Source organism: Paenibacillus sp. FSL R5-0345, from assembly GCF_000758585.1.
Classification (GTDB): Bacteria; Bacillota; Bacilli; order Paenibacillales; family Paenibacillaceae; genus Paenibacillus_AQ.
Genome location: NZ_CP009281.1, coordinates 2,892,669 through 2,917,623, shown reverse-complemented (window position 1 = coordinate 2,917,623; position 24,955 = coordinate 2,892,669). Strand labels below are relative to the sequence as shown.

At 43.2% G+C, this 24,955-nt stretch carries 29 protein-coding genes and 1 riboswitch; of the genes, 10 read left to right on the top strand and 19 right to left on the bottom strand.

Going from position 1 to position 24,955, the window contains the following annotated elements:
- Positions 1-9 precede the first annotated feature (9 nt).
- Positions 10-972 (bottom strand): phosphotransferase family protein, encoded by a 963-nt coding sequence (locus R50345_RS12675; protein WP_231574167.1) that lies wholly within the window; start codon positions 970-972, stop codon positions 10-12.
- A 129-nt stretch (positions 973-1,101) separates the two neighbouring features.
- Here R50345_RS12675 and fabV point away from each other — a divergent pair, with 129 nt between their 5' ends.
- Positions 1,102-2,292, top strand: coding sequence for an enoyl-ACP reductase FabV (gene fabV / locus R50345_RS12670; protein WP_042127041.1), 1,191 nt, complete (start codon positions 1,102-1,104; stop codon positions 2,290-2,292).
- A 17-nt stretch (positions 2,293-2,309) separates the two neighbouring features.
- Here fabV and R50345_RS12665 read toward each other — a convergent pair whose 3' ends face one another.
- The 5 genes from R50345_RS12665 to R50345_RS12645 all read right to left on the bottom strand — a co-directional run bounded on the left by R50345_RS12665 (position 2,310) and on the right by R50345_RS12645 (position 6,621).
- Positions 2,310-2,567: a DUF2164 domain-containing protein gene (locus R50345_RS12665; protein ID WP_042127038.1), complete on the bottom strand. Its 258-nt coding sequence runs from the start codon at positions 2,565-2,567 to the stop codon at positions 2,310-2,312.
- Positions 2,568-2,663: 96 nt separating this feature from the next.
- The gene (locus R50345_RS12660) at positions 2,664-3,632 is read right to left on the bottom strand and encodes a sugar phosphate isomerase/epimerase family protein (RefSeq protein WP_042127036.1); all 969 of its coding nucleotides are present in this window, start codon (positions 3,630-3,632) and stop codon (positions 2,664-2,666) included.
- A 26-nt stretch (positions 3,633-3,658) separates the two neighbouring features.
- A complete protein-coding gene (locus R50345_RS12655) occupies positions 3,659-4,735 on the bottom strand; it encodes a Gfo/Idh/MocA family protein (protein WP_042127034.1) in 1,077 nt (358 codons plus the stop codon).
- 22 nt (positions 4,736-4,757) lie between these two features.
- Complete coding sequence (locus tag R50345_RS12650) at positions 4,758-5,855, bottom strand: Gfo/Idh/MocA family protein (RefSeq protein WP_042127033.1); 1,098 nt, start codon at positions 5,853-5,855, stop codon at positions 4,758-4,760.
- A complete protein-coding gene (locus R50345_RS12645) occupies positions 5,848-6,621 on the bottom strand; it encodes a sugar phosphate isomerase/epimerase family protein (RefSeq protein ID WP_042127031.1) in 774 nt (257 codons plus the stop codon). The genes R50345_RS12650 and R50345_RS12645 overlap by 8 nt, the downstream gene beginning before the upstream one ends.
- 320 nt (positions 6,622-6,941) lie before the next feature.
- Here R50345_RS12645 and R50345_RS12640 point away from each other — a divergent pair, with 320 nt between their 5' ends.
- Positions 6,942-7,760 carry an AraC family transcriptional regulator gene (locus tag R50345_RS12640; RefSeq protein ID WP_042127028.1) on the top strand — a complete coding sequence of 273 codons (819 nt, stop codon included), beginning with the start codon at positions 6,942-6,944 and terminating at the stop codon, positions 7,758-7,760.
- Positions 7,761-7,866: 106 nt separating this feature from the next.
- Here the strand turns inward: R50345_RS12640 and R50345_RS12635 are convergent, their stop codons facing one another.
- Positions 7,867-8,598, bottom strand: a complete 732-nt coding sequence (locus R50345_RS12635; protein ID WP_042127026.1) for a class I SAM-dependent methyltransferase — start codon at positions 8,596-8,598, stop codon at positions 7,867-7,869.
- Positions 8,599-8,660: 62 nt separating this feature from the next.
- Positions 8,661-8,867 carry a hypothetical protein gene (locus R50345_RS12630; protein ID WP_042127025.1) on the bottom strand — a complete coding sequence of 69 codons (207 nt, stop codon included), beginning with the start codon at positions 8,865-8,867 and terminating at the stop codon, positions 8,661-8,663.
- Positions 8,868-9,011: 144 nt separating this feature from the next.
- Here R50345_RS12630 and R50345_RS12625 point away from each other — a divergent pair, with 144 nt between their 5' ends.
- On the top strand, positions 9,012-9,692 hold the full coding sequence (locus R50345_RS12625; protein ID WP_042127023.1) for a TIGR00266 family protein: 681 nt from the start codon (positions 9,012-9,014) through the stop codon (positions 9,690-9,692).
- A 272-nt stretch (positions 9,693-9,964) separates the two neighbouring features.
- On the opposite strand, the gene R50345_RS12620 is transcribed toward R50345_RS12625, so the two are convergent.
- Complete coding sequence (locus R50345_RS12620) at positions 9,965-10,438, bottom strand: Fur family transcriptional regulator (protein WP_042127021.1); 474 nt, start codon at positions 10,436-10,438, stop codon at positions 9,965-9,967.
- Between the two features lie 321 nt (positions 10,439-10,759).
- Between R50345_RS12620 and R50345_RS12615 the strand changes: the two genes are divergently transcribed.
- A complete protein-coding gene (locus R50345_RS12615; protein WP_042127019.1) occupies positions 10,760-11,422 on the top strand; it encodes an S-layer homology domain-containing protein in 663 nt (220 codons plus the stop codon).
- A 95-nt stretch (positions 11,423-11,517) separates the two neighbouring features.
- Here R50345_RS12615 and R50345_RS12610 read toward each other — a convergent pair whose 3' ends face one another.
- Genes R50345_RS12610 through R50345_RS12600 form a run of 3 tightly spaced genes read right to left on the bottom strand, consistent with a single transcriptional unit; the run spans position 11,518 to position 13,849 of the window.
- Positions 11,518-12,270 carry an amino acid ABC transporter ATP-binding protein gene (locus tag R50345_RS12610; protein ID WP_042127017.1) on the bottom strand — a complete coding sequence of 251 codons (753 nt, stop codon included), beginning with the start codon at positions 12,268-12,270 and terminating at the stop codon, positions 11,518-11,520.
- A gap of 13 nt (positions 12,271-12,283) precedes the next feature.
- On the bottom strand, positions 12,284-12,952 hold the full coding sequence (locus R50345_RS12605) for an amino acid ABC transporter permease (protein WP_042127015.1): 669 nt from the start codon (positions 12,950-12,952) through the stop codon (positions 12,284-12,286).
- 51 nt (positions 12,953-13,003) lie between these two features.
- Positions 13,004-13,849, bottom strand: coding sequence for an amino acid ABC transporter substrate-binding protein (locus R50345_RS12600; protein ID WP_042127014.1), 846 nt, complete (start codon positions 13,847-13,849; stop codon positions 13,004-13,006).
- 119 nt (positions 13,850-13,968) lie between these two features.
- A riboswitch (TPP riboswitch) is annotated at positions 13,969-14,072 on the top strand.
- Positions 14,073-14,403: 331 nt separating this feature from the next.
- Between R50345_RS12600 and R50345_RS12595 the strand changes: the two genes are divergently transcribed.
- From R50345_RS12595 to thiE, 6 genes are read left to right on the top strand one after another with little or no spacing between them, the layout of a single operon-like run.
- The gene (locus tag R50345_RS12595) at positions 14,404-15,102 is read left to right on the top strand and encodes an ABC transporter ATP-binding protein (RefSeq protein WP_197069778.1); all 699 of its coding nucleotides are present in this window, start codon (positions 14,404-14,406) and stop codon (positions 15,100-15,102) included.
- Positions 15,083-15,856, top strand: coding sequence for an ABC transporter permease (locus tag R50345_RS12590; RefSeq protein WP_042127010.1), 774 nt, complete (start codon positions 15,083-15,085; stop codon positions 15,854-15,856). The genes R50345_RS12595 and R50345_RS12590 overlap by 20 nt, the downstream gene beginning before the upstream one ends.
- The gene (locus R50345_RS12585) at positions 15,853-16,875 is read left to right on the top strand and encodes an ABC transporter substrate-binding protein (protein ID WP_156114787.1); all 1,023 of its coding nucleotides are present in this window, start codon (positions 15,853-15,855) and stop codon (positions 16,873-16,875) included. Before R50345_RS12590 ends, R50345_RS12585 begins: the two co-directional genes overlap by 4 nt.
- 40 nt (positions 16,876-16,915) lie before the next feature.
- Complete coding sequence (gene thiM, locus R50345_RS12580) at positions 16,916-17,710, top strand: hydroxyethylthiazole kinase (RefSeq protein WP_042127008.1); 795 nt, start codon at positions 16,916-16,918, stop codon at positions 17,708-17,710.
- A 26-nt stretch (positions 17,711-17,736) separates the two neighbouring features.
- The gene (gene thiD, locus R50345_RS12575; RefSeq protein WP_042127006.1) at positions 17,737-18,564 is read left to right on the top strand and encodes a bifunctional hydroxymethylpyrimidine kinase/phosphomethylpyrimidine kinase; all 828 of its coding nucleotides are present in this window, start codon (positions 17,737-17,739) and stop codon (positions 18,562-18,564) included.
- Positions 18,554-19,210, top strand: coding sequence for a thiamine phosphate synthase (gene thiE / locus R50345_RS12570; protein WP_156114924.1), 657 nt, complete (start codon positions 18,554-18,556; stop codon positions 19,208-19,210). Before thiD ends, thiE begins: the two co-directional genes overlap by 11 nt.
- On the opposite strand, the gene R50345_RS12565 is transcribed toward thiE, so the two are convergent.
- The 7 genes from R50345_RS12565 to R50345_RS12535 all read right to left on the bottom strand — a co-directional run bounded on the left by R50345_RS12565 (position 19,191) and on the right by R50345_RS12535 (position 24,943).
- The gene (locus R50345_RS12565; protein WP_042127004.1) at positions 19,191-19,883 is read right to left on the bottom strand and encodes a pseudouridine synthase; all 693 of its coding nucleotides are present in this window, start codon (positions 19,881-19,883) and stop codon (positions 19,191-19,193) included. The two genes, thiE and R50345_RS12565, sit on opposite strands and share 20 nt — an antisense overlap.
- A 114-nt stretch (positions 19,884-19,997) precedes the next feature.
- Positions 19,998-20,180, bottom strand: a complete 183-nt coding sequence (locus tag R50345_RS12560) for a DUF3934 family protein (RefSeq protein ID WP_042127002.1) — start codon at positions 20,178-20,180, stop codon at positions 19,998-20,000.
- 78 nt (positions 20,181-20,258) lie between these two features.
- A complete protein-coding gene (locus R50345_RS12555; RefSeq protein ID WP_042126999.1) occupies positions 20,259-20,651 on the bottom strand; it encodes a hypothetical protein in 393 nt (130 codons plus the stop codon).
- 115 nt (positions 20,652-20,766) lie between these two features.
- Positions 20,767-21,852: an aspartate-semialdehyde dehydrogenase gene (asd, locus tag R50345_RS12550; RefSeq protein ID WP_042126997.1), complete on the bottom strand. Its 1,086-nt coding sequence runs from the start codon at positions 21,850-21,852 to the stop codon at positions 20,767-20,769.
- 126 nt (positions 21,853-21,978) lie between these two features.
- A complete protein-coding gene (locus tag R50345_RS12545) occupies positions 21,979-22,581 on the bottom strand; it encodes a response regulator transcription factor (protein WP_042126995.1) in 603 nt (200 codons plus the stop codon).
- On the bottom strand, positions 22,581-23,717 hold the full coding sequence (locus tag R50345_RS12540; RefSeq protein WP_042126993.1) for a sensor histidine kinase: 1,137 nt from the start codon (positions 23,715-23,717) through the stop codon (positions 22,581-22,583). Before R50345_RS12540 ends, R50345_RS12545 begins: the two co-directional genes overlap by 1 nt.
- 161 nt (positions 23,718-23,878) lie before the next feature.
- Entirely contained in the window at positions 23,879-24,943 is a 1,065-nt protein-coding gene (locus R50345_RS12535) for a Delta(5) desaturase DesA (protein ID WP_042126991.1), read from the bottom strand.
- Positions 24,944-24,955 lie beyond the last annotated feature (12 nt).

Genomic DNA, 24,955 nt, shown 5'->3' with positions numbered 1-24,955 from the left:
AAAATTGTGTTAAGCCATGAATCTCTTCCAGCCCTCCAGCAAATTTTCATGCGCCCACTTAAAGTGACCTTGGCTATCGTAGTTACGCGAATAACACTCGATAAAGTAAATTAAGTCGATATATAAATCGTAGAGTTTTTTGCGGGCACATTCATTCGGGTTGTCGAAGCTATTTCCGTAACCTCTGCAAAAATGCTCTGAATTCTCTATATAGCGAAAATAATACTCCATAAGCGGATCGCCCCAAAGTGCCCGTTCCCAATCAATCAATGCAACAATGCGGCCCTCTCGCACGAATACATTGCCATCCCATAAGTCCCAGTGTACAAGACGAGGCTCAGTGACTACATCCATAACATGTAAGCGGCTTATGATCTCTGCCTCAATGGTTTCAATCGGAATGGGCATCTCTGCCTTTAAACGACGTGCATCTTCAAGCAAGTTCGTTATCAAAAGCTGAAATGTTTCCCGCCATGAAGTTCCCTTTACTGGTGTGGACGCACTATATAATCCGAAACGTTCACCATGAATCTCATTAATTAACTGACAATAATGACCTAACTCTGTCTCAATACTTATTCTCTGCTGCGGACTTAGTTCTTCCTTAATCTCATTATAGGGCTGACCAACTATTTTCTCCATGAAAAAAAACTCACTCGAAATCAATTTTTTACTGTTATCATAAGCGTATACCTCAGGCACAGGTACTGTTCCTTTTGACTTCATCAATCGCATTGCCGCAACCTCGACAGCCATAATATCGTGCTCATAACTTAGGGTGTCTGTTTCATCGGATGGCGCTATCTTAAGAATCATAGCTCTTCCGTCTGATAAAAGAAGATCATAGGCTGCGTTAAAATAACCTCCCGTCAGCTCGGTACTTCGATCAATGCTCACATGACTTCCAAAAGCGGCACCGACCAGATCATTCTGTTGCTCTGTTGATATTTTCGTTTTAGTAAAACTTTCCAAGGTCTCACCACCATTAAGAAATAAGTTACACACAATAAACAAGCCTTCTCCATTTGAATGAAAATTGTTAAAATTAGAACTACCGAGTATCATTAGCCTGCTTTTCATGAAAGAGAGGAAACCATTATCATGATTATCAAACCTAGAACACGCGGCTTTATCTGTACTACCGCACATCCGCAAGGATGCGCTCGTCAAGTAGAGCGGCAAATCGAATATATTCAGACACAACCCGAGATTAAAGGACCGCGCAAGGTGCTTGTCATTGGTGCCTCTACAGGATACGGCCTCGCCTCACGGATTACAGCCGCCTTTGGGGCTGGAGCTAGCACAATAGGCGTCTACCGTCAGAGCAGCAGCAACGGAGCCCGTACAGCGTCTGCTGGATGGTACAATTCAGCAGCTTTTGAAGAGCTTGCAGAGAAAGCCGGGCTTCAATCCTTCAGTGTAACTGGTGATGCCTTCTCCAAGGAGACGAAGGAAAGAACTATACAACTGATCCGCAGTGAGTTGGGACAAGTTGATCTCGTCATCTACAGCGTTGCTTCAGCTCGCCGAACAGATCCTGTAACTGGTGAAGTTTATAACTCCGTAATTAAACCTATAGGAGATACCTACACGAATAAAACCGTAAACTTTCATACGGGTGAGGTCAGCCAAATTTCTATCGAGCCTGCAGCCGAGAAGGAAATCGATGATACCATTCGTGTCATGGGTGGTGACGATTGGCAGCTTTGGATTGAAGCACTCCAGCAAGCCGGCGCTTTGGCCGATCATGCCACCACAATCGCTTTCTCTTATATCGGACCAGAAATCACCCAATCCGTTTATCGTAAAGGAACGATTGGACGTGCAAAAGATCATCTCGAATCCACAGCACATACGCTTAACGAAGAACTATCTAGTATTGGCGGTCGGGCCTATGTAGCAGTTACGAAAGGTCTTGTCACACAGTCTAGCTCGGCAATTCCTGTCGTCCCTCTCTACACTTCTGCGCTATACAAAGTCATGAAAGAAAAAGGGCTTCATGAAGGTTGTATTGAACAAACCTATCGCTTATTCACAGAACGTCTCTACGCAGTCGAAGGAACTCCTGTGGACGAAGAAGGCCGTATCCGAATAGACGACTGGGAGCTGTCTCCGGCTGTACAGCATCAAGTGAGTCAAATCTGGGATGAACTCAGTACAGACAACATCTATGAATTAACAGATCTAGAAAGCTACAAACAGGAGTTCTTCCAGTTATTTGGTTTCGAGACTGAAGGTGTAGATTACGAAGCAGAGACTGATCCAGACGTAACGATTACCAATCTGCGGTAAACAACATCTTGTTCGGACTATCTTTTGCCAAGTGTTAATGGTTGCTCAAGTGCATACAATTCTTCTTCTACAGAAATCATCTTTTGCTCAATCACTTTACGGGCGTCTGCCAGTGCTTGGTTGTAAATATAAGGTGAGAGTTCTTTGAGCATAAAATCCAGAAGATTCTCACTTGCTAATTGACCAATTTCGCTAGATAGCTCGGTATCAAAATAATCCTGAATACTGGATGTAATCTGAAGTTTATGTTCTCTCTGTATTTTTATCGGCTGCATGCTCGTCCTCCAATTTTTAGGTTTAAAATTCAGATTATTAATACAGGAAAAATGACGTGCTTGCGCACGTCATTTCTTATGTCTATACAATTGATTTTAAACCCACCACATTTCTGTTAGTGGCTCCTCAATCAATACTTGTTGAAGATTACTTACAGCTTTGGAGAAGCCTTCTTCTACAGACATCAGTCCATCCTCATGCTCAATACTAACTACATAATCATAACCGACTAAACGAAGAGCACTTATAATATCAGCCCAAGTCTTAAGATCATGTCCAAAGCCAACCGAACGGAATTGCCATGCACGGTCAAGCATCTTGGTATAGGATTGCATATCTGTTAAGCCATGCATATTAACATTAACCGGATCAATAACAGTATCTTTAGCATGGAAATGATGGATCGCACCTTGGCGGCCCAAAATATGAATCGCCTGTACCGGATCAATTCCTTGCCACCACATATGACTCGGATCAAGGTTAGCTCCGATAACCTCACCCGCAGCTTCTCTCAAGCGCAGAAGAGTACCCGGTGTGTGGACGGAGAATCCGCCATGGAGCTCAAGACCGACTTTCACATCGTGCTCTGCGGCAAAAGCTCCCCATTCGGTCCAGTAAGGAATCACTTTATTCTCCCATTGCCAATCCAGAATCTCTTGATAATCATTTGGCCATGGAGCTACCGGCCAGTTCGGGTACTTGGCACCCTCATGATCACCTGGACATCCAGAAAACGTATTAACGACTGGAATGCCTAGTTTCTGCGCCAATTTGACCGAGTTCACAAAGTCCTCATGATCCTTCTGAGCAAGCTCTTTTTGTGGGTGTAGCGGATTTCCGTGACAGCTCAGTGCACTGATCGTCAATCCACGGGATTCCACAGCATGTTTAAATTCTTTCAATGCTGTCTCATTCTCGAGAAGCATCTTTGGATTGCAGTGACTGTTACCAGGATTACCCCCTGTACCAATCTCTACCGCCTTAAGTCCTTTGGACACTACATAATCAAGAGCATCCTCCAGCTTACGACCGCCAAACAAGACCATAAATACTCCAAGTTTCAATGTAAGTCACCTCTTTTGCAAATAGTTTACTTACCTTCACCATACATATCGAAGTCTTTCAGCACTTGATTCTTCTCAGCAGATTCAAAAATAGCCTCAATCAAATTCTGAACACGCATTACTTCGGCATTCTTAACGATTGGTTCGGCTGTACCCTCAATTACGGCTGCGAAATTGTCATAGAAGCTAGAACCTATATCGGCTGGTTGAGGTAAAGCTTCTGTAATGGTAGCCCCTTCAGAAGGAGGTGCCATCGTTTTAGTTAATCCAACACCTGCACGAATAGGCTTAGGTTCGATCTTTTCACCTTCAGTGTTTCTAGTGACTAAACGACCTGTTAAAGACCAATCCTCGATAATGCCCGTGCCTTCAATACCCTTCACATACCATCTAGGCAATGTGATGAAGTTGGTTGTACCAACCTCAACGATAGCTTTTATCCCATTTTCAAATTGTAGGATGGCTTCAAAACCATCATCTACATCATTGCCTAGAATAAAGCTCAGGCTGCTGCTCACACTGGTAACTTTGCTGTCGATCATAAATAAAAGCTGGTCCAATAAATGAACGCCCCAATCCAGCAGCATACCTCCACCTTGTGCCTTGACATGACGCCAGTCCCCAGGAATACCATTCGCTCCATGTACACGGGATTCAATCTGGAACAACGAGCCGATTGTCTCTTGATCATACATTTTCTTGATCGTTAAGAAATCTTCATCCCAACGTCTATTCTGGTGAACCATGAACACACGTCCTGCTGCATCCGCAGCGGCCAGCATTTCTTGAAGCTCTTCCTTCGACATAGCCACCGGCTTCTCACAAATAACATGTTTTCCGGCTTGGAGCGCACGTACTGCAATTTCTTTGTGCACATCATTTGGTGTAGCAATAAGAACGATCTCAACTGAAGGATCTGCTAATACTTCTTCATAACTTTCAAATACCTTGTAGCCAGCTTTGATGGAGTCCGTACGACGTGCTTCAAGCAAGTCGTATGTTCCTACCACTTCTAAGGAATTATTCTCCTTAATTAATTCTGCGTGATATTTCCCCATTCCTCCAAAGCCAACGATGACTACGGAATGTATGTTTGAGCTCATGACTTCCACTCCTGATTCTCTATTAATTATCTGATGTGCCGTCAAAATACACAGCGCGACCTGTACGTGAAGATTCATAAATAGCTTCCAAGATTTGAGTAACAACGAGGGCCTGCTCAGGTTTAACTACAGGTTCCTTGTCTTCTCTAACCGCCTCAAGCCACAAGCGAGCTTCACGATCAGATTCATTTTCCTGTCCTCCATCAAAGAACGCTACTCCACCAGCAGACAAGTCTACTTTGGTCTCATACAGACGTCCACCACGGTCACCGTTTAGGCGCAGACCATCCTTCATATCTGCACCACCTTCTGTACCTGCAAGAAGCGTTTGAGCTTCTCGATACTCAGATACATTTAGTGCCCAGCTGGATTCAAGTACAATTGTAGCACCATTTTCCATGGTAATAAATCCAAAAGCAGAATCTTCCACCTTAAATTGCTCAGGATCCCAAGGACCAAAGGCATTTCCAGCGTTCTTTCGGTTACTCAGCTTATGGAAAGACGAGCCCATAACACTGCGTGGTTTATAATTATCCATCATCCATAAAGTAAGATCAAGTGCATGCGTACCGATATCGATCAGTGGGCCGCCGCCTTGCTTTTCTTCATCCAGGAACACGCCCCAAGTAGGAACCGCACGACGACGAAGGGCAATTGCTTTTGCATAATAGATATCACCTAGTTCGCCGTTTTCGCAGAGTGCTTTAAGGTATTCACTATCCGAACGATAACGGTTCTGGTAAGCGACAGACAACTTCATCCCCGTACGCTTCGCAGCGTCCAACATTTCTTGTGCTTGGGCAGTGGTTTTAGCCATTGGTTTCTCGCACATTACATGGTTACCTGCTTCCAATGCAGCAATAGTAATCACGGAGTGACTGTCATTCGGTGTGCAAACATGAACAATATCAAAACCGCCAGCTTTCAATAGCTCGGTGTAATCTGTGTAAACAGCAGCACCCTCAGCACCATAGGTCTTAGCTGCTTCCTGAGCACGTTCTTCAACGATATCGCAGAAAGCTACCATTTCAGCATCCTTTTGACGTGACAAACTTGGCATATGTTTTCCATTTGCGATCCCACCGCAACCTACAATAGCAATTCTCAACTTATTAGACATGAACTTTTCCTCCTTGATTTGCGTATGCTTTTACCCATTTCAAACTATCTTCTACACTTTCTAATGGTGAACGACTGCAGAAATCCTGTTCTACTACCGCCCACTCCACATTTGCCTGAACAGCTGCATCTAAAATTGCAGTAAGGTTCACTTCACCTTCACCTAGTACAACCGTTTCCGGTGAACCGTCTTCGTGTTTCTTCAGATCCTTCAGATGGATGATCGGCAGTCGACCTGCGTACTTGTTGATATATTCAACCGCATCATAGCCCGCATGATGTACCCAGCAAGTATCCATTTCCACTTGTAGCAGGTCAGCCGGCACCTCTTCAAACAATCCATCAAAAGCAGTTCGGTCACTATCCCCATATTTATCCGTTAATTCGAAATCATGATTGTGATACAGAAGAACCGCTCCGCCCGCTTTGCATTTTTCTCCAATAATCTTCAGGTTCGCGGCAACTTCTTCATAGTTACGTTGTTCTTCTGACAGATAAGGAACAATCAAATGAGGATTTCCAATCTCAAGATTGTAAGAAATCTCTGCTTCTGTATCATTCAACAATGCGTCATAAGGACGATGTGCGCCGAGCGCGACCAATCCAAGCTCATTTAGCAATTGTTTAACTTCTGCTGCAGTACGACCGAAAAAGTGAAAAAACTCTACACCTTTATATCCAAGGGCTGCTACCTTGCGCAGTGTTCCTTCGAAATCCTGTTCCAGTTCTTCTCTAAGTGTGTACAATTGCAGACCTATCTTCAGCATGTTCTAATCACTCCAATGGGTTTAGGGTTAGCTTACTAATTCGTTTAAACTTCTTTCCGCTGCTCGTCCCCAAAGAGATCAATAGCAGCAATCACTTGAACAATAATGCTGTTGCAGAATTGACTAATCTGATTCCCATTAGTTTCCTTTAACTGCCATTCTTGTTTGCATAGCTAATATCGACTCCGTATAGCGTAGATGGTCGATTTCTTTCTTTATTGCTTAGGTACATAGTAATATGAAAGCGTATATAATAAAATGAATAATATGATTAAAACATGAACAATCTGATTATCATTTCTGAACATCAAGGAGGAACCATGACTCAATCAACTACCTGTCACGTATTATCCGCCGGATTTTCTTTTCACCGCAAACCTTTTCATATGTCTCACAGTCATGGAAATCAGAACTATTTAATTCGTCTGCAAACAGAGGGTCGAAGCAGAGCAATGATCGACGGTGTGATGACTCCAGTGGAGAGCGGCGATATCATGCTCTTCGCTCCTAATGATCCTTATTATTTAATCATTGATAAGGAAGAGTATCCTGTAGGTAAGCCGCGGATTGAAAGCGGAGATTATCATATTTTTTGTGAAGGAACATGGATTGCTGAATGGTGGGAACGTGCTCAGAGACCCTCACTCTTAAGTGTGCCTTTAAGTGAGAATTTTCTCGGCTTGTTTCGCCAGCTGATTCTTGAGCATAGACGTCTTTCGGATTTCTCACCAGCGATATCTGCCTGTTATTTACAAATCCTATGTATGGAAATCGACCGCCTCATTACAGATCAGCCAGCCATTTCACCAAAAGGTTACCTAGCTTACCGCATGAAGCAATATGTAGAGGAACATGCAACCTTGCCTTTTCTCTTAGAGGATGTTGCAGCGCATGTAGATATATCTGTCTCCCGTGCCGTTCATTTGTTTAAGGAAGCCTTCGGTACCAGCATTATTAAATATGTAAATGATGTCCGGTTAGAGATGGCAAGAGAACGAATAACCTTCAGTCCAATGCCGCTGGAGCAAGTAGCAGAAACCTGTGGTTTTGCAAATTACACTTATTTTCACCGCGTATTCCGAAGTCGATTCGGCATGTCTCCTAGACAGTACCGTGTACACAGCAGAGCACAAGTATGATTAAAGATACGCCGCATAAATGAAAACAGGGCTGTCCCTTTAGTAGATAAACTACTTCAGGCATAGCCCTTGCTTCAATACTCATACAAAACTCTGGTTGGTGAGATTATTGTTTTTCAGCTGAAATAATTAGGAACATTGGTCTTCGATCCTCGTCCTTCATCCACGGATCGTTTTTCATTTCTTCTGAAGGCTTAGGCTCTCTAACTGCTTTGATAGCAAACCCGGCTTCAATCAAGTCATTGAAATAGGTTGAGATGGTGCGGTGATACTTAATCACATTTTCTGTTAAGAAAGTGGTCTCACGCAATCCCTCAGTCTGATAATGATCGACAGGCCAATGTAGACGTTTTCCTTGGTCATCCACATACCAGTCTTGTTCATTTCGAGAAGTAAAGATGGGATGTTCCACTGAAAATATAAAACTGCCGCCTGGCTTTAGGTAAGTATGTACCTTTCGGCAAATAGCTTCAAAGGACTCGATATAATGAAAGGCCAGTGAACTAATGACCACATCAAATTGTTCGCTCGCAAAATCAATATCCTCAATCGGCATCTGGATATAAGAGATTGCTGGGTCGTTTGTTTTTTCACGCGCTTCTTGAAGCATTTTTTCAGAGATATCTACGCCAATGACTGAACTTGCCTGCTGCTCACGTGCATACAAACAGTGCCAGCCAAATCCGCAGCCTAAATCAAGAACACTTTTATTATGTAAATCTGGGAGGAGTGACTTTAGTACATGCCATTCTCCTGCGGCTTCAAGTCCCCCAATGGAACGTGGCATTTGCTTATACGCTGAGAAGAAATTCGTATCGTCATATTTGTTTTGTTTCATTAGTTACATATCTCCTATCCATCTATGTCTTCTATCAGTATATTCTTAGTTACATCACCTTATCAAATTGCCAAATGAAAAGGAGCATCATCTTGGAAGATCCGCTCCTTGTGTTTATTCTTATTCAGTTGCTGTTGCTTGCTCGGCGTTAATCGTACATGCTGTGAAATGGCGCCATAATCCCCATTGGATCTTCGACTTTGAGCTGCGCACCAGGTGCCTGAGCGCTCTGCCTTTAACAAGGCTTTTTGTGTTTTGGTTCGTGCCATATGGCACCACTCTCCTATTCATTAGTGAACTGTAAGACAACTATATTTTAACATAATTCAGACTATGAGCGCAGCCGGAATTCCGTTACAATGAGATCACTGCTAGTGTTCTAACTTATTTAAATAGATTCGGAGGTTTTAGTGATGAGATATGATGTTTTGTACGAAGGTGCATTTGCAATGCTGAAGGTATATCTAGATCCAGGCGAAAGCGTTAAAGCTGAAATGGGCGCTATGGTTGCAATGTCTCCCAACGTCGAATTAAAAGGAACCGCTGATGGCGGAGTTATGCGAGGTCTGGGAAGAATGCTCAGCGGAGAAAAATTCTTCTTCCAGGAGCTCAGAGCTATCCGTGGTCAAAGTGAGGTACTACTGTCTCCTGGATCATTGGGTGATATCCAAGCTATCGAATTAGATGGTTCATATAAGTTGTTAGTTCAAAAGGATGGTTTCTTAGCCGGAACGGAAGGCATTCAAGTCAATACCAAAATGCAAAATTTAACGCGCGGTCTCTTCTCTGGTGAAGGCTTTTTCATTGTAGAAATCAGTGGTAGAGGAACTGTATTCCTGTCCTCCTTCGGAGCCATCCACGCCATTAACTTAGCACCTGGTGAAGAGATGATTATCGACAATGGGCATCTTGTCGCTTGGCCAGATTATATGGACTACAAGGTAGAAAAAGCAGCCTCTGGCTGGTTAAACAGTTTAACCAGTGGTGAAGCGCTTGTCTGCCGATTCCGCGGAGAAGGTGTGATCCTCGTGCAAAGCCGTAACCCTGGAAGCTTTGGAACATGGATTAAATCCTTCGTGCCCACACGAAGCTAATAAAAATGACATAGCCTTTCCCATAAGTAGGATCTCCTTAACTGATTAAAACGCAACGTAGCGCTTCTCCGTTTTTTAAGAAGCGCTGTTTGCGTGCAAATTAAGGAATATCTCCCTATAAATCAACTGATTTGTTGTGACATATAGATATTTTGCCGATTTATAGGGAGGATTTCCCCATTTCCATTCATATCACTTTCCGAAAAAGAAGCTGCCCCCTAAGCAGTATTTACTACTTCTGAGACAGCTTCTTCTTTTAGTTAGATAGCGGCTTAAGAGACCGCTTTGTTTGCTTTTTCTTTTTTGCAGCCTGTTCGTTTACATGTGCCATAAGTACCTTTGAAATCAAGACGGTGATCCGTGACGTTAAAGCCATATTCACGTTCCACTCTTTTCTCCAGCTCCACCAGCCAGTCATCCTTAATTTCCTCCAACCTGCCGCACACGCTGCATATCAAATGATGATGCATGTGGGAATGATCGTTCCCGCGCAGATCGTATCGAGCAACTCCATCTCCGAAATTCATCTTTTCAACAATGTGAAGCTCGCATAAGAGCTCGAGTGTACGGTATACCGTTGCCAGCCCTAAATGCGGATAGCTGTTCTTAACAAGCATATATACTTCTTCTACACTAAGATGATCTTTCTCATTGTCGAGCAATATTTTCACTATAGCTTCACGCTGGGGCGTTAATTTATACTTTTGCGCCGCAAACAGCTGACTGATATTTGAAATTTGATCCATTTGATCTCCTACCTTCCCGGAATGATTTAACATCCGTATCCACTGAGACGTACCCATTTATGCATCAAAATATTAAACGTAAATAGTAATCGTTACGATATAATCATATCAAAAATAATCACGAATGAATAGAGCCTGACATCATTATAACATTCTAGCTCTCTTATCCAAAGTTCTTTCATTCATTCCTGCCTATTTTTCTGCCAAATTCTACTTTTTCGTGAAATTATATAGGTTTGACCGCAACCTTTCCATATTTTTCTGCGTTTAATTATTTGATAGCGGCCACGAGGCCTATCCATACAACGAGGTGAAATGACCATGAATATGAAAAAAAGAACGTTAGCCGCGATTACAACTGTTACCATTCTCTCCTTCTCTTTGGGTGGCCAAATATTTGCAGCCGGAAATACCTTTAAGGATATTGATAACATAAACGGTAAAGAAAAGATCATTTCTTTAAAGAATCAAGGCTTAATTAAAGGGGTTAGTGAATCCCAATTCATGCCTAGCTCCAAAGTAACAACAGCTCAAGGAATTCAATTCATCTCAGGGGGTCTCCAGCTTAGTCTCGCGGCCATCGATTTCAACAAAGCTCCTATTGCCAGCGGCTTGTTCACTAAAGTCAAAGATAAAGCATGGTATGCTGAAGCTTTTATCAATGCTTACTACAACCATGTCGAGCTTCCCAAAGATATTGACCCTACCAAAACAATGACCAAAGAAGAGTTCACTAATTACTTAGTACAAGGAGTCGAAGGCATTGGTAATCTGCCAATGATAAATATTGTGCCAGTAGATATCACTGACGATACTGCGCTCAACCCTTCCTATCAAGGCAGTGTTCAACGATCGCTTAAATACAAGATCAATAGCTTAGACGCTAACGGGAAGTTTAATCCGAAGAGCGAAATTACGCGTGCCGAAGCTGCCATTATGCTCTATAACGCTTTGGAATTTCTTAAGACCGGTATTAAATCCTAATCAATTCGCGGCACTTCACTGATCTGAATGATGTATACGAAAAAGCAGCCCAGGTATAAACCTGAACTGCTTTTTTTTTGCGTGTTGATCTTCTTCTATCCTTCTTCACCACTAATTCTATTCAGAAATTGCAGCGCACGGGGATGTTTCGGGTGCTCAAGAACTTCTTGCGGAGTCCCTTGCTCTAGAATATGGCCTCCATCCATCAGAATGATCCGGTCAGCCACATCGGCAGCAAATTTCATTTCATGAGTCACAATCACCATTGTCATTCCTTCTGCTGCCAACTGTTTAATAACTTTAAGCACTTCCCCCACCAACTCAGGATCGAGCGCCGAGGTGGGTTCATCGAACAATAGCACCTCTGGATCTACTGCCATAGCACGAGCGATGGCAACCCGTTGCTGCTGGCCACCTGACAGTTGGTGCGGATAAGCATCCGCTTTGTCTGCCAAACCTACTTTACCTAACAACTGAAGGGCACGTCCGCGTGCTTCATCCTTGGATCGTTTCTGGACAGTCACTTGTCCCTCCATCACATTGCCGAGTGCAGTCATATGCGGAAAAAGATTATAGGATTGAAAGACCATGCCTGTTTTTTGACGTAACGCCAAAATGGACTTCTGCGGGATTTTCTTGTTTTCCGAGAAATTAATTTTAATATCGCTGAGTGATAAGCTTCCTTGATCAGGGACTTCAAGTAGATTAAAACAGCGTAAAAGCGTTGTTTTACCAGAGCCAGATGGGCCTATAATGACCAGAACCTTACCAAGTTCCATCCTGAGATCAAGACCCTTTAATACCTGCAGCTCACCGAAGGATTTATGCAAATTAAGTATTTCAATCATCATAGTCCCTCCTTTAGCTCGCAGAGAAACGACTCAGTCGTTTCTCCAAGTAATTTTGAAGTGCTGACAACACTGAGCAAAATAGTAAGTAGAACAACCCTGCTTCGCAGTAGATCAACAGTGGCTCATAGGTGGTGGAAGCAACCTGCTGTGCTGTTCTGAACATCTCCGTATAAGTAATAGTCGCTGCCAGAGAAGTGTCTTTGACCAAGCTAATAAAGGAATTCGATAACGGCGGTACAGAGACACGGGCAGCTTGTGGAAGAATAATGCGTCGAAGCGCTTGCGCACGAGTCATCCCAACGGAGAAGGCCGCTTCCCACTGACCTTTATGTATCGACAGGATAGCAGCACGTACAATTTCAGATGAATAAGCCCCAACACTAAGTGTAAACCCAATGGTCGCGGCTATAAATGGGTCTAGTACAATTCCAACTGCAGGCAAACCATAGAAAATAATAAATAATTGTACTAACAAAGGAGTTCCGCGAATGACCCATACATAAAAACGAGCGATTAGCATCGGTAGTACCCATGGGGAGAGACGAGCCAGTGCAGTCAAAATCGCTATTATCAGTCCCAGCACAAAGGATATCAATGCTAAAGGAATGGTAAAAGCCACCCCCGCTTTTAGCAGGGGTAGCAGTGAATCTAAAAAAATTTGTATTTTTCGGTCATCCATTTTCAGACATCCTTTTTAGCTCCAGGCTAGTTTAGCTTCTGAAACCTTGAATTATTTTGAAACGTCAGCACCAAAGTATTTCTCAGAAATCTTTAAATAAGTTCCATCGCTCTTCATTTCAATAATTGCATCACTAACTGCTTTTACCAAGTCGTCGTTTCCTTTTAGGAATACAGCGGCACTTTCCGAACCATTAGGAATCTCATCCACCACTTTAATTTTCACATCAGGCTTCTGCTTTTTCAGGTCCAGATAAGACAATCCATCATTTACCGTTGCATCAATGCGGCCTGAGGTCAGTAAATCCACCGCTTGATTGAAGCCGTCTACAGCAACGATTTCAGCGCCGTTCTCACGAGCGATTTCGGATAGATTACTGGTCAGAGATTGTCCTGATTTTTTACCCTTAAGATCCGCAAATGCTTTAATATCCTCATTGTTTTCACTCACAATCAATACCGCTTTAGATACGATGTATGGCTCAGAGAAATCATATTTCGCTTTACGCTCTTCATTAATGGATACTTCGTTAAAAATAACATCAAACCGCTTAGCGTCCAATCCGGCAAAGAGACCGTCCCACTGTGTCTCAGAAAATTCAGGGTCAGCACCGAGACGCTTTGCTACTTCCTCAGCAATTTCTACGTCAAAACCAGTCAGTTTTCCCGATGCATCGTGATACGTAAAGGGTGCATAGGTTCCTTCGGTTCCTATCCGTAATTTGCCGCTCGCTTTAACAGCTTCCAAGCTATTTTTCGCAGTTGCAGCAGTTCCGCCATTCGTTCCAGCTGAAGAGTTGTTGGAAGTATCGGTATTATCGGTATTCGAATTATTGCCGCACCCCGCTACAAACACCACGGTTAACACCAATAGAATAGTTAAACTGAGTTTTTTCATTATAGAATCCCCTCTCTTTACCCTTATATTGCCCATTCTTATAATAATTCTTCATAAGATCCTCTCTTTACATCTCAGAAAGTTATGGTATATTTATAAACAAATTAAATATGGACCTGTTATTTCACTAGGGGAGTCGGCCGACTGAGACGGAGCTTTATGCTTCGGACCCTTGGAACCTGATCTGGATCATACCAGCGGAGGGAAGTGGAGCAGAATTTTCATCCCATGCATTTTTTAGTGTTCCTATGCAGAATGAACTTTTTGACCCATTTGTTTCCCTCCGGAAATGAATGGGTCTTTATTTGTTTACTTTCAATTACAAAACTTAGGCATATGCTTCCGAAGCAAGTTTTGTACGAAGTTCCTCAAGTAGCTATGCTATACAAAACTTAGGCATATGCTTCCGAAGCAAGTTTTGTACGAAGTTCCTCAAGAAGCTATGCTATACAAAACTTTTAGGAGGTTCTATCATCACGACAATCCTATCCATTCAAGACTTAGCCTACTCTTTTCCTGAGTCTAAACAGCTCCCTGTATTTGCAAACTTAACCATGGATATTAAGCAAGGTGAGTTTGTCGCTGTTATCGGGGCTAGCGGATGCGGAAAAAGTACGCTTTTCAAAACCATAGCAGGCTTGCTAGAACCCACTCATGGAAAAATAATGATTCATTCGGGTCGGCCAGCGGCATCTAATCGCTTAGGTCAGATCGCATACATGCCGCAGCAGGATTTGCTATTACCGTGGAGAACGGTGCTCGACAACTGCCTTTTACCCTGGGAAATTAAGCCAAGGTCCACTAAACAACAGACAATTTCACACATTCGAGACCTGCTGTCACGCTTCGGTTTAGGTGATGTTGAGAAGGCATACCCTCATGAGCTATCCGGTGGTATGAAACAGCGGGTCGCATTTCTTCGCACGCTAGTGTCTGGCGGCGGTGGAAGTCTTATGCTGCTAGATGAACCGTTTGGAGCGCTCGACGCTATGACCAAACGTGAGATACACCGCTGGTTGTTAGAGCTTTGGGATGAACTGAATCAAACAGTGATGCTCATCACCCATGATCTCGAAGAAGCACTATTACTAAGCGATCGGATTTATTTAATGTCTGGAGGCGCACATAGCGAATTACAGGAGATCGTTGTTGATTTGCCGAGGCCAAGACATTACAAAATGAACTATGAACCCCGTTTTATAGCATTGCGGGAAGAGTTGGAGCGGAGACTGTATGCAGCCCATACCTTTTAAAAAACAACTAGACAATTATGGCCCCTTCATTTTACTAGTGTTGTTCGTTGTTGCGATCTGGGAATCTGCTGTTCGTCTTTACTGGATTCCAGCTTTTATCCTCCCTGCTCCTTCAGCAATAGGTATCGCATTGATCGAGCATAGGCAATTACTCGGACAGCATTTATTGGCAACGCTGCAGGAAATATTAGTAGGTTTTGTACTTTCGGTTATCTGTGGTGCATTGCTGGGTACTGGAATGTTCTTATTTCGACCGCTTGAAAAGGCCATCTATCCTTTCCTTATTATCAGTCAGACGATCCCATTAATTGCGCTATCTCCCATTTTTATTATGTGGTTCGGATATACGCTGTGGAGCAAAGTCGCTGTAGTTTTTCTAACTGCTTTTTTTCCAGTCGTTGTGAGTACATATGATGGGCTTCGTACAAGTGGTCAGGCATATAAGGATCTATTATTAACCTTTAGTGCAAACCGCTGGCAACTGCTTACAAAAACACAAATCCCGCTGGCGCTGCCCTCTTTTTTCTCAGGACTAAAGCTATCCATTGTGTACTGTGTAATTGGAGCAACCATCGGCGAATGGCTCGGCGGCAGCAAAGGGCTTGGTTACTTTAGCCGAAGAATGGCTGGGAATATGCAAAGTGACGAAATGTTCGCCGCAGTATTTCTGTTGTCCGCGCTCGGTGTAATGCTGTTTCTGATGATAGCTCTGCTAGAAGCATTATTTTTAAAGAAAAGAGGATCTAATCGATGAATACTTTAATCATTCAAAAAAAATGGCTTTTACCCTTATATCTCATCTGTTTTGTCCTAATCTTAAGCAGCTGCGGAAATACATCCAAAGTAAGTAATGCTTCAAATAGCGAAAACAAACAAACGCACAAGCTGACAATCATGCTCGATTGGTATCCCAACGCCGTTCACTCATTTTTATATGCGGCTGAGCAAAATGGTTATTTCCAAGAGGAAGGTCTGGATGTAGAGATCCAAATGCCGGCAGACACCAATGATGCACTAAAGCTTGTAGCAGCGAATCAAGTTGATTTAGCACTTAGTTATCAGCCTCAGGTGCTTATGGCACGTAGTGAAAAGATTCCAGTACGTTCGATTGCAGCGATTGTAAGGCATCCGCTTAATCATTTAATGGTGCCTCATTCCGGAGATATCCAAAGTCCTAAAGACCTTACAGGTAAACAAATTGGGTATTCTTCCATCCCACTTTATGAAGCCATGATTCGTACAATGATCCAGAGCGACGGGGGTGACCCCAACGCCAGTAAACTAATTGATGTAGGCTTCGACCTTATTCCAGCAATTGCGACCGGGCAGGTAGATGCCATTATGGGCGGGTTCATTAACCACGAACAATTAATTCTCGAAAAAGAAGGGCATCCCGTTCACTCGTTTAATCCCACAGACTTCGGAGTACCCGATTATTACGAGCTAGTCCTTGTCGCCAGTGAGCAAGGGGTACAAAATTCCGAGTCCTACTTCAAAAAGTTTCTAAGCGCCATTACAAAAGGACAACAATTTGTCCAGGAAAATCCGGAAAACGCGTTAAAGTTACTGCTTGCACACGAAGATGCGACCTCTCCACTAGATAAGGAAATAGAAGAAAAGAGCTTGCAGATTCTTCTGCCTCTAATGAATGCAGGTGACCAAAATTTTGGTTATCAAGAGCCAGCGTCTTGGGAAAAGGTACGACAGTGGCTATCCGACAATGATTTACTGTCTAACGACATCAAGGCAGAGGATGCTTTTATCAATCTTTAACCATTAGCTATTTGCTCATTAAACTTGAGGAGGAAATATCATGAGTTATCTATCCAAAGTACGGGAATCCAATCCACTGGTCCACAATATAACCAATATCGTCGTAGCCAACTTCTCAGCAAACGGGCTTTTGGCGCTCGGTGCCTCCCCCTTTATGGCGGATGCTCACGAAGAAGTGGTGGATATCGCCGCATTTTCAGCTGCAGTGGTACTAAATATCGGCACACTGAATGACTATGCCATTCAATCCATGGTGCTCGCAGGACAATCTGCGAATAAGCAAGGGGTTCCCTTAGTTCTTGATCCAGTAGGTGCGGGAGCAACTTCATATCGAACAGCTGTCACTCAAAAGCTAGTGAATGAGATGCAAATTACCGCACTACGTGGGAATGTGGCTGAAGTTGCCAATGTTATTGGTGAAAGCTGGTCTATTAAAGGGGTGGATGCAGGCGAAGGGGATGGCGATGTAGTCGTCTTAGCTGAGACTGCCGCGCGGAAGTTAGGTTGTGTAGTGATCATCACCGGAAAAGACGATGTTATCACCAATGGAGTTAACACCTACATTACTAGCAACGGTCACCCTATTCTAACGAAAGTAACGGGAACCGGATGTCTGCTCAGTGCAGTAGTCGGGGCATTTCTAGCGGTAAGTGAAGGGGCATCTCTTGCAGCCTCAGTGGAAGCCATCTCATTCTATGGAGTAGCTGCTGAGATTTCCGCTGAACTAACTACTGGCAAAGGTCCGGGGAGCTTTCAAATGGAGTTTCTCAATCAATTGAGTTTGGTCACACCTGAAACGTATAAAGATAAATCAATAATCAAGCAACTCAGATAACGACATACAAAGGAGTGAACGTAATCATGATATCCAAAGCTTTAACCATAGCCGGCTCGGATAGCGGCGGCGGAGCAGGGATTCAGGCAGATCTAAAAACCTTTCAAGAACTTGCTGTATACGGTATGTCCGCACTAACAGCTGTGACAGCCCAGAACACATTAGGTGTTCAAGGCGTATTTCCGTTATCACTGCAAGCTATTACTCAGCAGCTTGATTCCATTGGGCTTGATCTGAAGCCCGATGCTGTGAAGACAGGGATGCTTTTTAACAGTGACATCATTCGAGTCGTAGCAGAGAAGGTTCAGCAATACGGCTGGCGTAATCTTGTAGTTGATCCAGTCATGGTTGCTAAAGGCGGCTCTACGCTATTACAACAAGAAGCTGTCCAGTCCTTAATCAAACATCTTCTCCCGCTAGCCTTAGTGACGACGCCTAATATTCCAGAGGCTGAAATGATTACTAACATGAGCATCACTACAATCGACGATCGTAAAGAAGCGGCCACAATCATCCATGCCATGGGCTCTAGTTATGTAGTGCTAAAAGGTGGGCATGATACCGCAACTAAAGCTGTTGTAGATCTCCTATATGATGGTCACGAGTTCATCTTTATGGAGAGTGAACGAATTCAGACCAGGCACACACATGGTACAGGCTGTACTTATTCAGCAGCAGTTACTGCCGAGCTTGCTAAGGGTAAATCTGTTCCTGAAGCTATAAACATAGCAAAGGCTTTTATACAAGCAGCGATTGAAGACGAGCTGGGCATAGGGGTTGGACATGGTCCGACGAATCATTTTGCTTATCAGAATAGATTGCGAGGGATGAACCTTGAAGCGAATAGACAGTGATCAACTACGGGATTTATTAAAAATCTATTTCATTATGGGTAGCGTGAATTGTCAGATAGCCCCAGCCAAAGTACTAAAAGAAGCCGTCGCTGGAGGCATAACGATGTTTCAATTTCGTGAAAAAGGTACCGGGGCATTAACTGCTCAAGTTAAATTTAATTTAGGAAGACGGCTCCAAAAAATATGTCGTACTAACGGAGTTCCTTTTATCGTTAATGACGATATTGATCTAGCCATCGCCCTTGATGCGGACGGCATTCATGTAGGACAAGAGGACACCCCTGCCCTAGCGATTAGGCAACTGCTTGGAGAAGATAAGATCATTGGTGTGTCCGCTCATTCGCTCAGCGAAGCGCAGCAGGCCATAGCAGATGGAGCCGATTATCTAGGCATTGGACCTATTTATCCTACCTCTTCCAAAGACGATGCCCAAGCTGTTCGAGGCACATTAGTTATTGAGGAAATAAGAAACAGCGGCATTACGATTCCTTTGGTCGGTATAGGAGGCATCACGGAGCACAATGCAGCTCCGGTATTAGCTGCAGGTGCGGACGGTATCTCCGTGATCTCAGCGATTGCAGGCGCTGAAGACATCGCCTTAGCAGCCAGAGGATTTGTTCACGAAGTTAATTTAAGCGGGACATAAGCTCACTTAGCTCTTCTCCGCTCAAAGGACGCCACTGTCCTCGCTCCAAACCATCAATCGTTATATTCATAATTCTTATTCGCTCTAGTTTAAGTACTCTATATCCTAACTCCTTGCACATTCTGCGTATTTGCAGATTAAGGCCTTGAGTTAGGATAATTCTAAACTGACATTCCGCGATCCGAAAGACCTCGCAAGGTTTAGTTGTAACGCCAAGAATGTCCACACCACTAGACATTGCATTTACGAATTCTGGCGTTATCGGCTTGTCAACATGAACTACATACTCTTTTTCGTGTCCATTCTCGGAACGCATCATTTTGTTTACGATATCTCCATCGTTGGTTAACAGAATGAGGCCTTCCGAGTTTTTATCTAATCTCCCGATCGCAAAAATCCTTGAAGGATATCCTACAAAATCTATAATATTCCCTTCTACATTTGGGGCAGCTGTACAGGTGATACCGATCGGCTTGTTCAGAGCGAGATATACCGGCTCCCCTTTGCTGGTTGTTATGGGCTCTCCATCAATCCATACGATGTCTTCTGGCTCTATAAGAATATTTGCCTCACAGACGACGCCATTCACACTGATCCGGCCTGCAGCAATTAATCGTTTAATTTCCCTTCTGGAACAGAAGCCTGTTTCGCTTATATATTTATCAATTCTCACTAATGATCCTACTTTCCATCTGATACTGACACTTGCTTATATCCATAAAAAAACACCTGATTTTAACGATCAAAATCAGATGTTAACTTTCAGGAATAACCTAGTTTAAGGGAGCTATTTCGTGCTTCCACTTTTTTTCACGTTATTGCCCTTGCTTCCATTTGCATCTTTAGCGCCTGGACCCGTGGTTGGGGCACCTTTTGCAGGTTTAACTGGTTTTGCTGTTTTGTTCCAGCGTGTCCAGCCCTTACTCCCCGTACCTCTGCCCGTGCCGCCACCTTTACTTTTTGCACCCATCATATCACTCCGTCAGTCATTCAGAATTCGTATAGTTTATACACTTAACCTATCTTACCACACTCTTCTTGTTTCTGTTTAAGCATCTTTATTCATTTCATAAATACTAAAGGTATCTTCGTGTATTTCAATGGCAATTACGGTATCCTCTTTTTCGAAAAATTGCACATGCCCCAAACGCTTATCCTTCAACTCCACCCACCCTGAATCCCTTAATTTATTGAAATAGCTTTCAGGTGGATACATACCTAGTTCTCCCCCTATATTTTTCAATTCATACTTTACTCCTATTTTTATATTGGGGTTATTGGAAGTTGTCGTCACTTCGATTTCTTTAGCATTTATCGGAATAGGAATCCCCTCATTAATGGAAGACACTCCATACTCTTGTACTTCTTGAGTTGATGATGTGCATCCGCTATTGAATAGTATTAACGGTAATAATATAAAAGCTAATAAATATTTATACAAATATATCAGCTCCTTCCTAACTTATTTCACCAAATGCGTTCAATAAAAAACACCCCACCAAAGACTAAGCTTTGATGAGGTGTCTATTTCAGAACCGTTTTAGAGCCTGTATATCTTATTTAGGCTGAATATAACCTTCTGCTTTCAGAAGCTCAGCGATCAATACAGCCCCGCCAGCAGCTCCGCGCAAGGTGTTATGGGAGAGACCTACGAACTTGTAATCATAGATGGCATCTTCCCGAAGTCTGCCTGTTGATACGCCCATTCCGTTCTCGATATCACGATCCAGTTTGGTCTGAGGACGGTTCTCCTCTTCGAAATAGGTAATGAACTGTTTAGGTGCGCTAGGCAGCTCAAGCTCTTGAGGGCGTCCTTTGAAGCTATTCCAGAGGTTCAGAATCTCTTCTTTAGATGGTTTCTTCTCAAAAGAAACAAATACAGCAGCCATATGACCATCGGCTACAGGCACACGGATACACTGCGAAGTAATGGTTGGCGCTTCACTTTTTACGATGCCTTCCTCTTGAACACTTCCCCAGATCCGTAAAGGTTCCTGCTCGCTCTTCTCTTCCTCCCCACCAATATAAGGAATCACGTTGTCCAGCATTTCCGGCCAGTCAGCAAAAGTCTTACCTGCACCGGAAATCGCTTGGTAGGTTGTAACGACAACTTTAGAAGGGTTGAATTCTTTAAGTGCATGTAGTGCAGGCACATAACTTTGAATGGAGCAGTTAGGTTTAACAGCAATGAACCCGGTCTCTGTTCCCAAACGTTTTCTTTGCTGCGCTATAACCTCAAGATGCTCCGGGTTAATTTCAGGAATAACCATAGGCACGTCAGGTGTCCAGCGATGCGCTGAGTTATTAGAGATTACTGGAGTACCCGTACGAGCATAAGCCTCCTCGAGCGCTTTAATCTCCTCTTTCTTCATGTCTACTGCGCAAAAGATCAAATCCACGTCCGCAGCTACTTCTTCTACCTTAGAAGCATCTTGGACCATAATATTCTTCACGTTCTCAGGCATTGGTGTAGATAGCTTCCATCTGCCCTTGGCCGATTCTTCATACGTTTTCCCAGCAGATCTCGCACTGGCAGCAATCGCAGTTACTTCAAACCAAGGATGATTCTCTAGAAGGGCAATAAAACGCTGACCTACCATTCCTGTGCCGCCAACTATGCCGGCTCTTAGCTTTCTTGACATCAGAAAATACACTTCCTTTTGATTAACTGTCCTATTAGTGAATAATAGGCCGATAATTAATGATATACGGCTGGAGAACATTTGGCGAGTGTTAACATCAAAATAACATTAAAAAATTTAAGATATTCATTTAAACCAGCCTTTTTCCTTAAATCGAGTGATCGCTTCAATCCGATTCCCAACGTCTAGCTTATCAAGAATAACCGAAATGTAATTCCGTACTGTACCGGTGGTAATGTACAGCTCGCTGGCAATTTCTTTCGTATTTTTACCATCAGCGATCAGTCCGAGCACTTCCTTCTCCCGCTGAGTCAATGGATTCACTTCACCGCTGTAAGCTTCATCCATCAGCTCTGGTGCATACATACGTCTGCCTGCCATTACATTCCGGATAGAAAGGGCCAGCTCTTCACTAGGGCTGTCCTTCAGTAAATAAGCGTGAACCCCCGCCTTGAGCGCACGTTCGAAATATCCCGCCCGAGCAAAGGTCGTTAATATCATCGTTTTGCAGCCGCTATTCTTCAGGGCTTCTGCAGCGTCAAGACCGCTCATCGCCGGCATCTCAATATCCATAATACAGATATCCGGTTTAAGCTGCTGAACCATAGCTACAGCTTCTTCCCCATTGCTTGCTCGGCCTACGACCTTCATATCCTCTTCTAAGTCGAGTAAAGAAGCCAGCGCCCCAAGGAGCATTCGTTGATCCTCAGCGATTACAATTTTAATCATTATAGGATGACCTCCTGTTCCTGATGTTTGAATGCATTGGGTACTTTAATTACAATTGTAGTCCCGCTATCTCTCACGATGTCCATACAGCCATTTACGAATTCAAGACGCTCTCTCATGCCTTGCAGCCCATGACCTTTAAAATAAAGATCATTCCCAGGTATACCGGTCCCATCATCTTTCACTTTAATGACTAGATCCGTCCGTGAGGGTTTAATCAGAATAGAGCAAGACTTTGCCCCACTGTGCTTCACAACATTAGTGACAGCTTCCTTTATACACATGCTGAGGACATTCTCCGTAATCAATGAGGTGTTTGTTAGCTTCGGATTCCCCTCCAAAATAAAATCAATCTCAGCAGCTGCAAGAAACTGCTGAATATGAATAAGTTCATCTTCAAGCCGAATGCCTCGCATTCGCGTAACCATTTCCCGAACCTCTTTCAGCGCACTTCTCGCTGTCTGTCGTACATCATCAATCTCAGCTTTAGCTTGCGTAGGATTTGAATCAATTAGCTTCCCCGCCAAGTCACTCTTAAGACCAATTAAAGAGAGCTTCTGACCTAAAGTATCATGAAGATCCCGCGAAATCCGTTGGCGTTCTTCAATCTTAACGAGTTCGGAGATCCGCTTATTCGCATCTTCCAATTGATCTTGTAACTTACCTTGATTATTTCGGTTATAGGTACTAATTGGAAGTAGAATCACTGCAATCATACTTACAAGCACGAACGGAAGTTGACTAATAAACACTGAATTACGCGAAAGCAGCTCATAATTGATTGTAATGATAGTAGTTAACAGATGGATAGAATACAGCGTGAAGAAACCTACTCGATTCTGTATGTTCCCAATAAAAAAGGCTAGGAAAAGCGCAAAATACATATATCCGAACAAAAGCGTCATCGTTATAGATACTATAATTTGAACACTCGTCCAGAAATACACCAGCCAGCCTTTAGAAACAAAAGAAAGTACATAACATACAAAAAATACAGCAATCATCAAGATTCCCGAAACGACTTGATAGGTAGAGGAGGAGCGAAATATAAAATAAAACGGTAGAATGTAAAAAACGACCCATACATAAGGGGATAGACCTGTGCTTTTATGAAAAATATGATGCCACTTTTGCATGACCGCTCTCCTTTTTACCATACATTACTCTCCTTATTCTAGCACAAATTCAGTGAAAATCTGTTGATCCACTATCCTAAATAGAAAAAGATTAGAGCCACGAATGATTTCTCCGGCTCTAACCTTGCTCTGTACTCCTATTTTGTTCGAACCGATAGTTATTATTCGCCTTGGAGTCTAGTCTTATGAACTTGCAAGACTTCTGCTGCTACCTTAGGTTTGTTTAGTCTCGACTTCATCTGTTTAAAGCTGATAAAGCTCTTATTCTCTTCATCCCAAAGACGGAAGTGTAGAGCCTTCAGGCTAGAACTAAGTGTTATAGTCGTTGCTTTTTGCAATGGCGGCGTAGCATTATGTGCTTTTTCTAAATTATAGTTGGGTACCTTTGGACTTAAATGATGGACATGGTGGAACCCGATGTTCCCTGTAATCCATTGCAATAGCTTAGGTAGCTTGTAATATGAGCTTCCCTCTACTGCAGCCATAACATAACTCCACTCCGATTCATTCTCGAAGTAAGAATCCTCGAACTGATGCTGCACATAGAACAACCATATTCCGAGAAAGCCGGATACAAAAGCTATTGGCAATTGCACCATGATAAAGGCTTGCCAGCCGATCGCCCAAATAAGCAAAGCATAGAGCGCTGCAATAGATACATTTGTTAAATAAGTATTCATCCGTTCTTTACGTCTAGCGCCTTTAGCATTAAAGCGATACTGAATCATAAACACAGCAATAGGTCCAATTCCGAACATCACGATCGGATTACGGTAAATCCGGTAATACAGGCGTTTCCAGAATGAAGCTGCTTCATATTCGTCGACAGTCATAATCCATATATCACCGATCCCTCTTTTATCGAGGTTGCTGGAGCTGGCGTGATGAATGGAATGACTATGCTTCCACTGCCGATAGGGAACAAGCGTTAATACACCTGTGATCGTTCCGATAATGTCATTCGCTCTACGATTCTTAAAGAACGAACCATGTGTACAGTCATGGAAAATAATAAAAGTTCGAATTACAAATCCTGCTGCAGGAATGGCCAACAAAAGAGTAAGCCAGTAGGAAACGGATAAAGAGAAATAAGCTCCGCCCCATAACAGCACAAGTGGCCCTAAAGTATTAATGAGCTGTCTTATGCTCGCATTGCGGTCGTTTTTTTCGTAAGGGGCTACACTCTTTTTAAGACTGGAGAGCTGTGATGTCTGTTTTGTAGTCATCTTTTATCGTTT

Bases quoted from the DNA above. Each gene is read 5' to 3' on its own strand.
- R50345_RS12635 (WP_042127026.1), bottom strand. From the start codon at position 8,598: ATGAAACAAAACAAATATGACGATACGAATTTCTTCTCAGCGTATAAG.
- R50345_RS12535 (WP_042126991.1), bottom strand. From the start codon at position 24,943: ATGACTACAAAACAGACATCACAGCTCTCCAGTCTTAAAAAGAGTGTA.
- R50345_RS12650 (WP_042127033.1), bottom strand. From the start codon at position 5,855: ATGTCTAATAAGTTGAGAATTGCTATTGTAGGTTGCGGTGGGATCGCA.
- R50345_RS12600 (WP_042127014.1), bottom strand. From the start codon at position 13,849: ATGAAAAAACTCAGTTTAACTATTCTATTGGTGTTAACCGTGGTGTTT.
- R50345_RS12610 (WP_042127017.1), bottom strand. From the start codon at position 12,270: ATGATTGAAATACTTAATTTGCATAAATCCTTCGGTGAGCTGCAGGTA.
- R50345_RS12590 (WP_042127010.1), top strand. From the start codon at position 15,083: ATGCAGCCCATACCTTTTAAAAAACAACTAGACAATTATGGCCCCTTC.
- R50345_RS12630 (WP_042127025.1), bottom strand. From the start codon at position 8,867: ATGGCACGAACCAAAACACAAAAAGCCTTGTTAAAGGCAGAGCGCTCA.
- R50345_RS12540 (WP_042126993.1), bottom strand. From the start codon at position 23,717: ATGCAAAAGTGGCATCATATTTTTCATAAAAGCACAGGTCTATCCCCT.
- thiM (WP_042127008.1), top strand. From the start codon at position 16,916: ATGAGTTATCTATCCAAAGTACGGGAATCCAATCCACTGGTCCACAAT.
- R50345_RS12620 (WP_042127021.1), bottom strand. From the start codon at position 10,438: ATGGATCAAATTTCAAATATCAGTCAGCTGTTTGCGGCGCAAAAGTAT.
- R50345_RS12560 (WP_042127002.1), bottom strand. From the start codon at position 20,180: ATGGGTGCAAAAAGTAAAGGTGGCGGCACGGGCAGAGGTACGGGGAGT.
- R50345_RS12595 (WP_197069778.1), top strand. From the start codon at position 14,404: ATGGATATTAAGCAAGGTGAGTTTGTCGCTGTTATCGGGGCTAGCGGA.
- R50345_RS12615 (WP_042127019.1), top strand. From the start codon at position 10,760: ATGAATATGAAAAAAAGAACGTTAGCCGCGATTACAACTGTTACCATT.
- R50345_RS12655 (WP_042127034.1), bottom strand. From the start codon at position 4,735: ATGAGCTCAAACATACATTCCGTAGTCATCGTTGGCTTTGGAGGAATG.
- R50345_RS12545 (WP_042126995.1), bottom strand. From the start codon at position 22,581: ATGATTAAAATTGTAATCGCTGAGGATCAACGAATGCTCCTTGGGGCG.
- R50345_RS12665 (WP_042127038.1), bottom strand. From the start codon at position 2,567: ATGCAGCCGATAAAAATACAGAGAGAACATAAACTTCAGATTACATCC.
- R50345_RS12585 (WP_156114787.1), top strand. From the start codon at position 15,853: ATGAATACTTTAATCATTCAAAAAAAATGGCTTTTACCCTTATATCTC.
- R50345_RS12640 (WP_042127028.1), top strand. From the start codon at position 6,942: ATGACTCAATCAACTACCTGTCACGTATTATCCGCCGGATTTTCTTTT.
- fabV (WP_042127041.1), top strand. From the start codon at position 1,102: ATGATTATCAAACCTAGAACACGCGGCTTTATCTGTACTACCGCACAT.
- thiD (WP_042127006.1), top strand. From the start codon at position 17,737: ATGATATCCAAAGCTTTAACCATAGCCGGCTCGGATAGCGGCGGCGGA.
- R50345_RS12625 (WP_042127023.1), top strand. From the start codon at position 9,012: ATGAGATATGATGTTTTGTACGAAGGTGCATTTGCAATGCTGAAGGTA.
- R50345_RS12645 (WP_042127031.1), bottom strand. From the start codon at position 6,621: ATGCTGAAGATAGGTCTGCAATTGTACACACTTAGAGAAGAACTGGAA.
- R50345_RS12605 (WP_042127015.1), bottom strand. From the start codon at position 12,952: ATGGATGACCGAAAAATACAAATTTTTTTAGATTCACTGCTACCCCTG.
- asd (WP_042126997.1), bottom strand. From the start codon at position 21,852: ATGTCAAGAAAGCTAAGAGCCGGCATAGTTGGCGGCACAGGAATGGTA.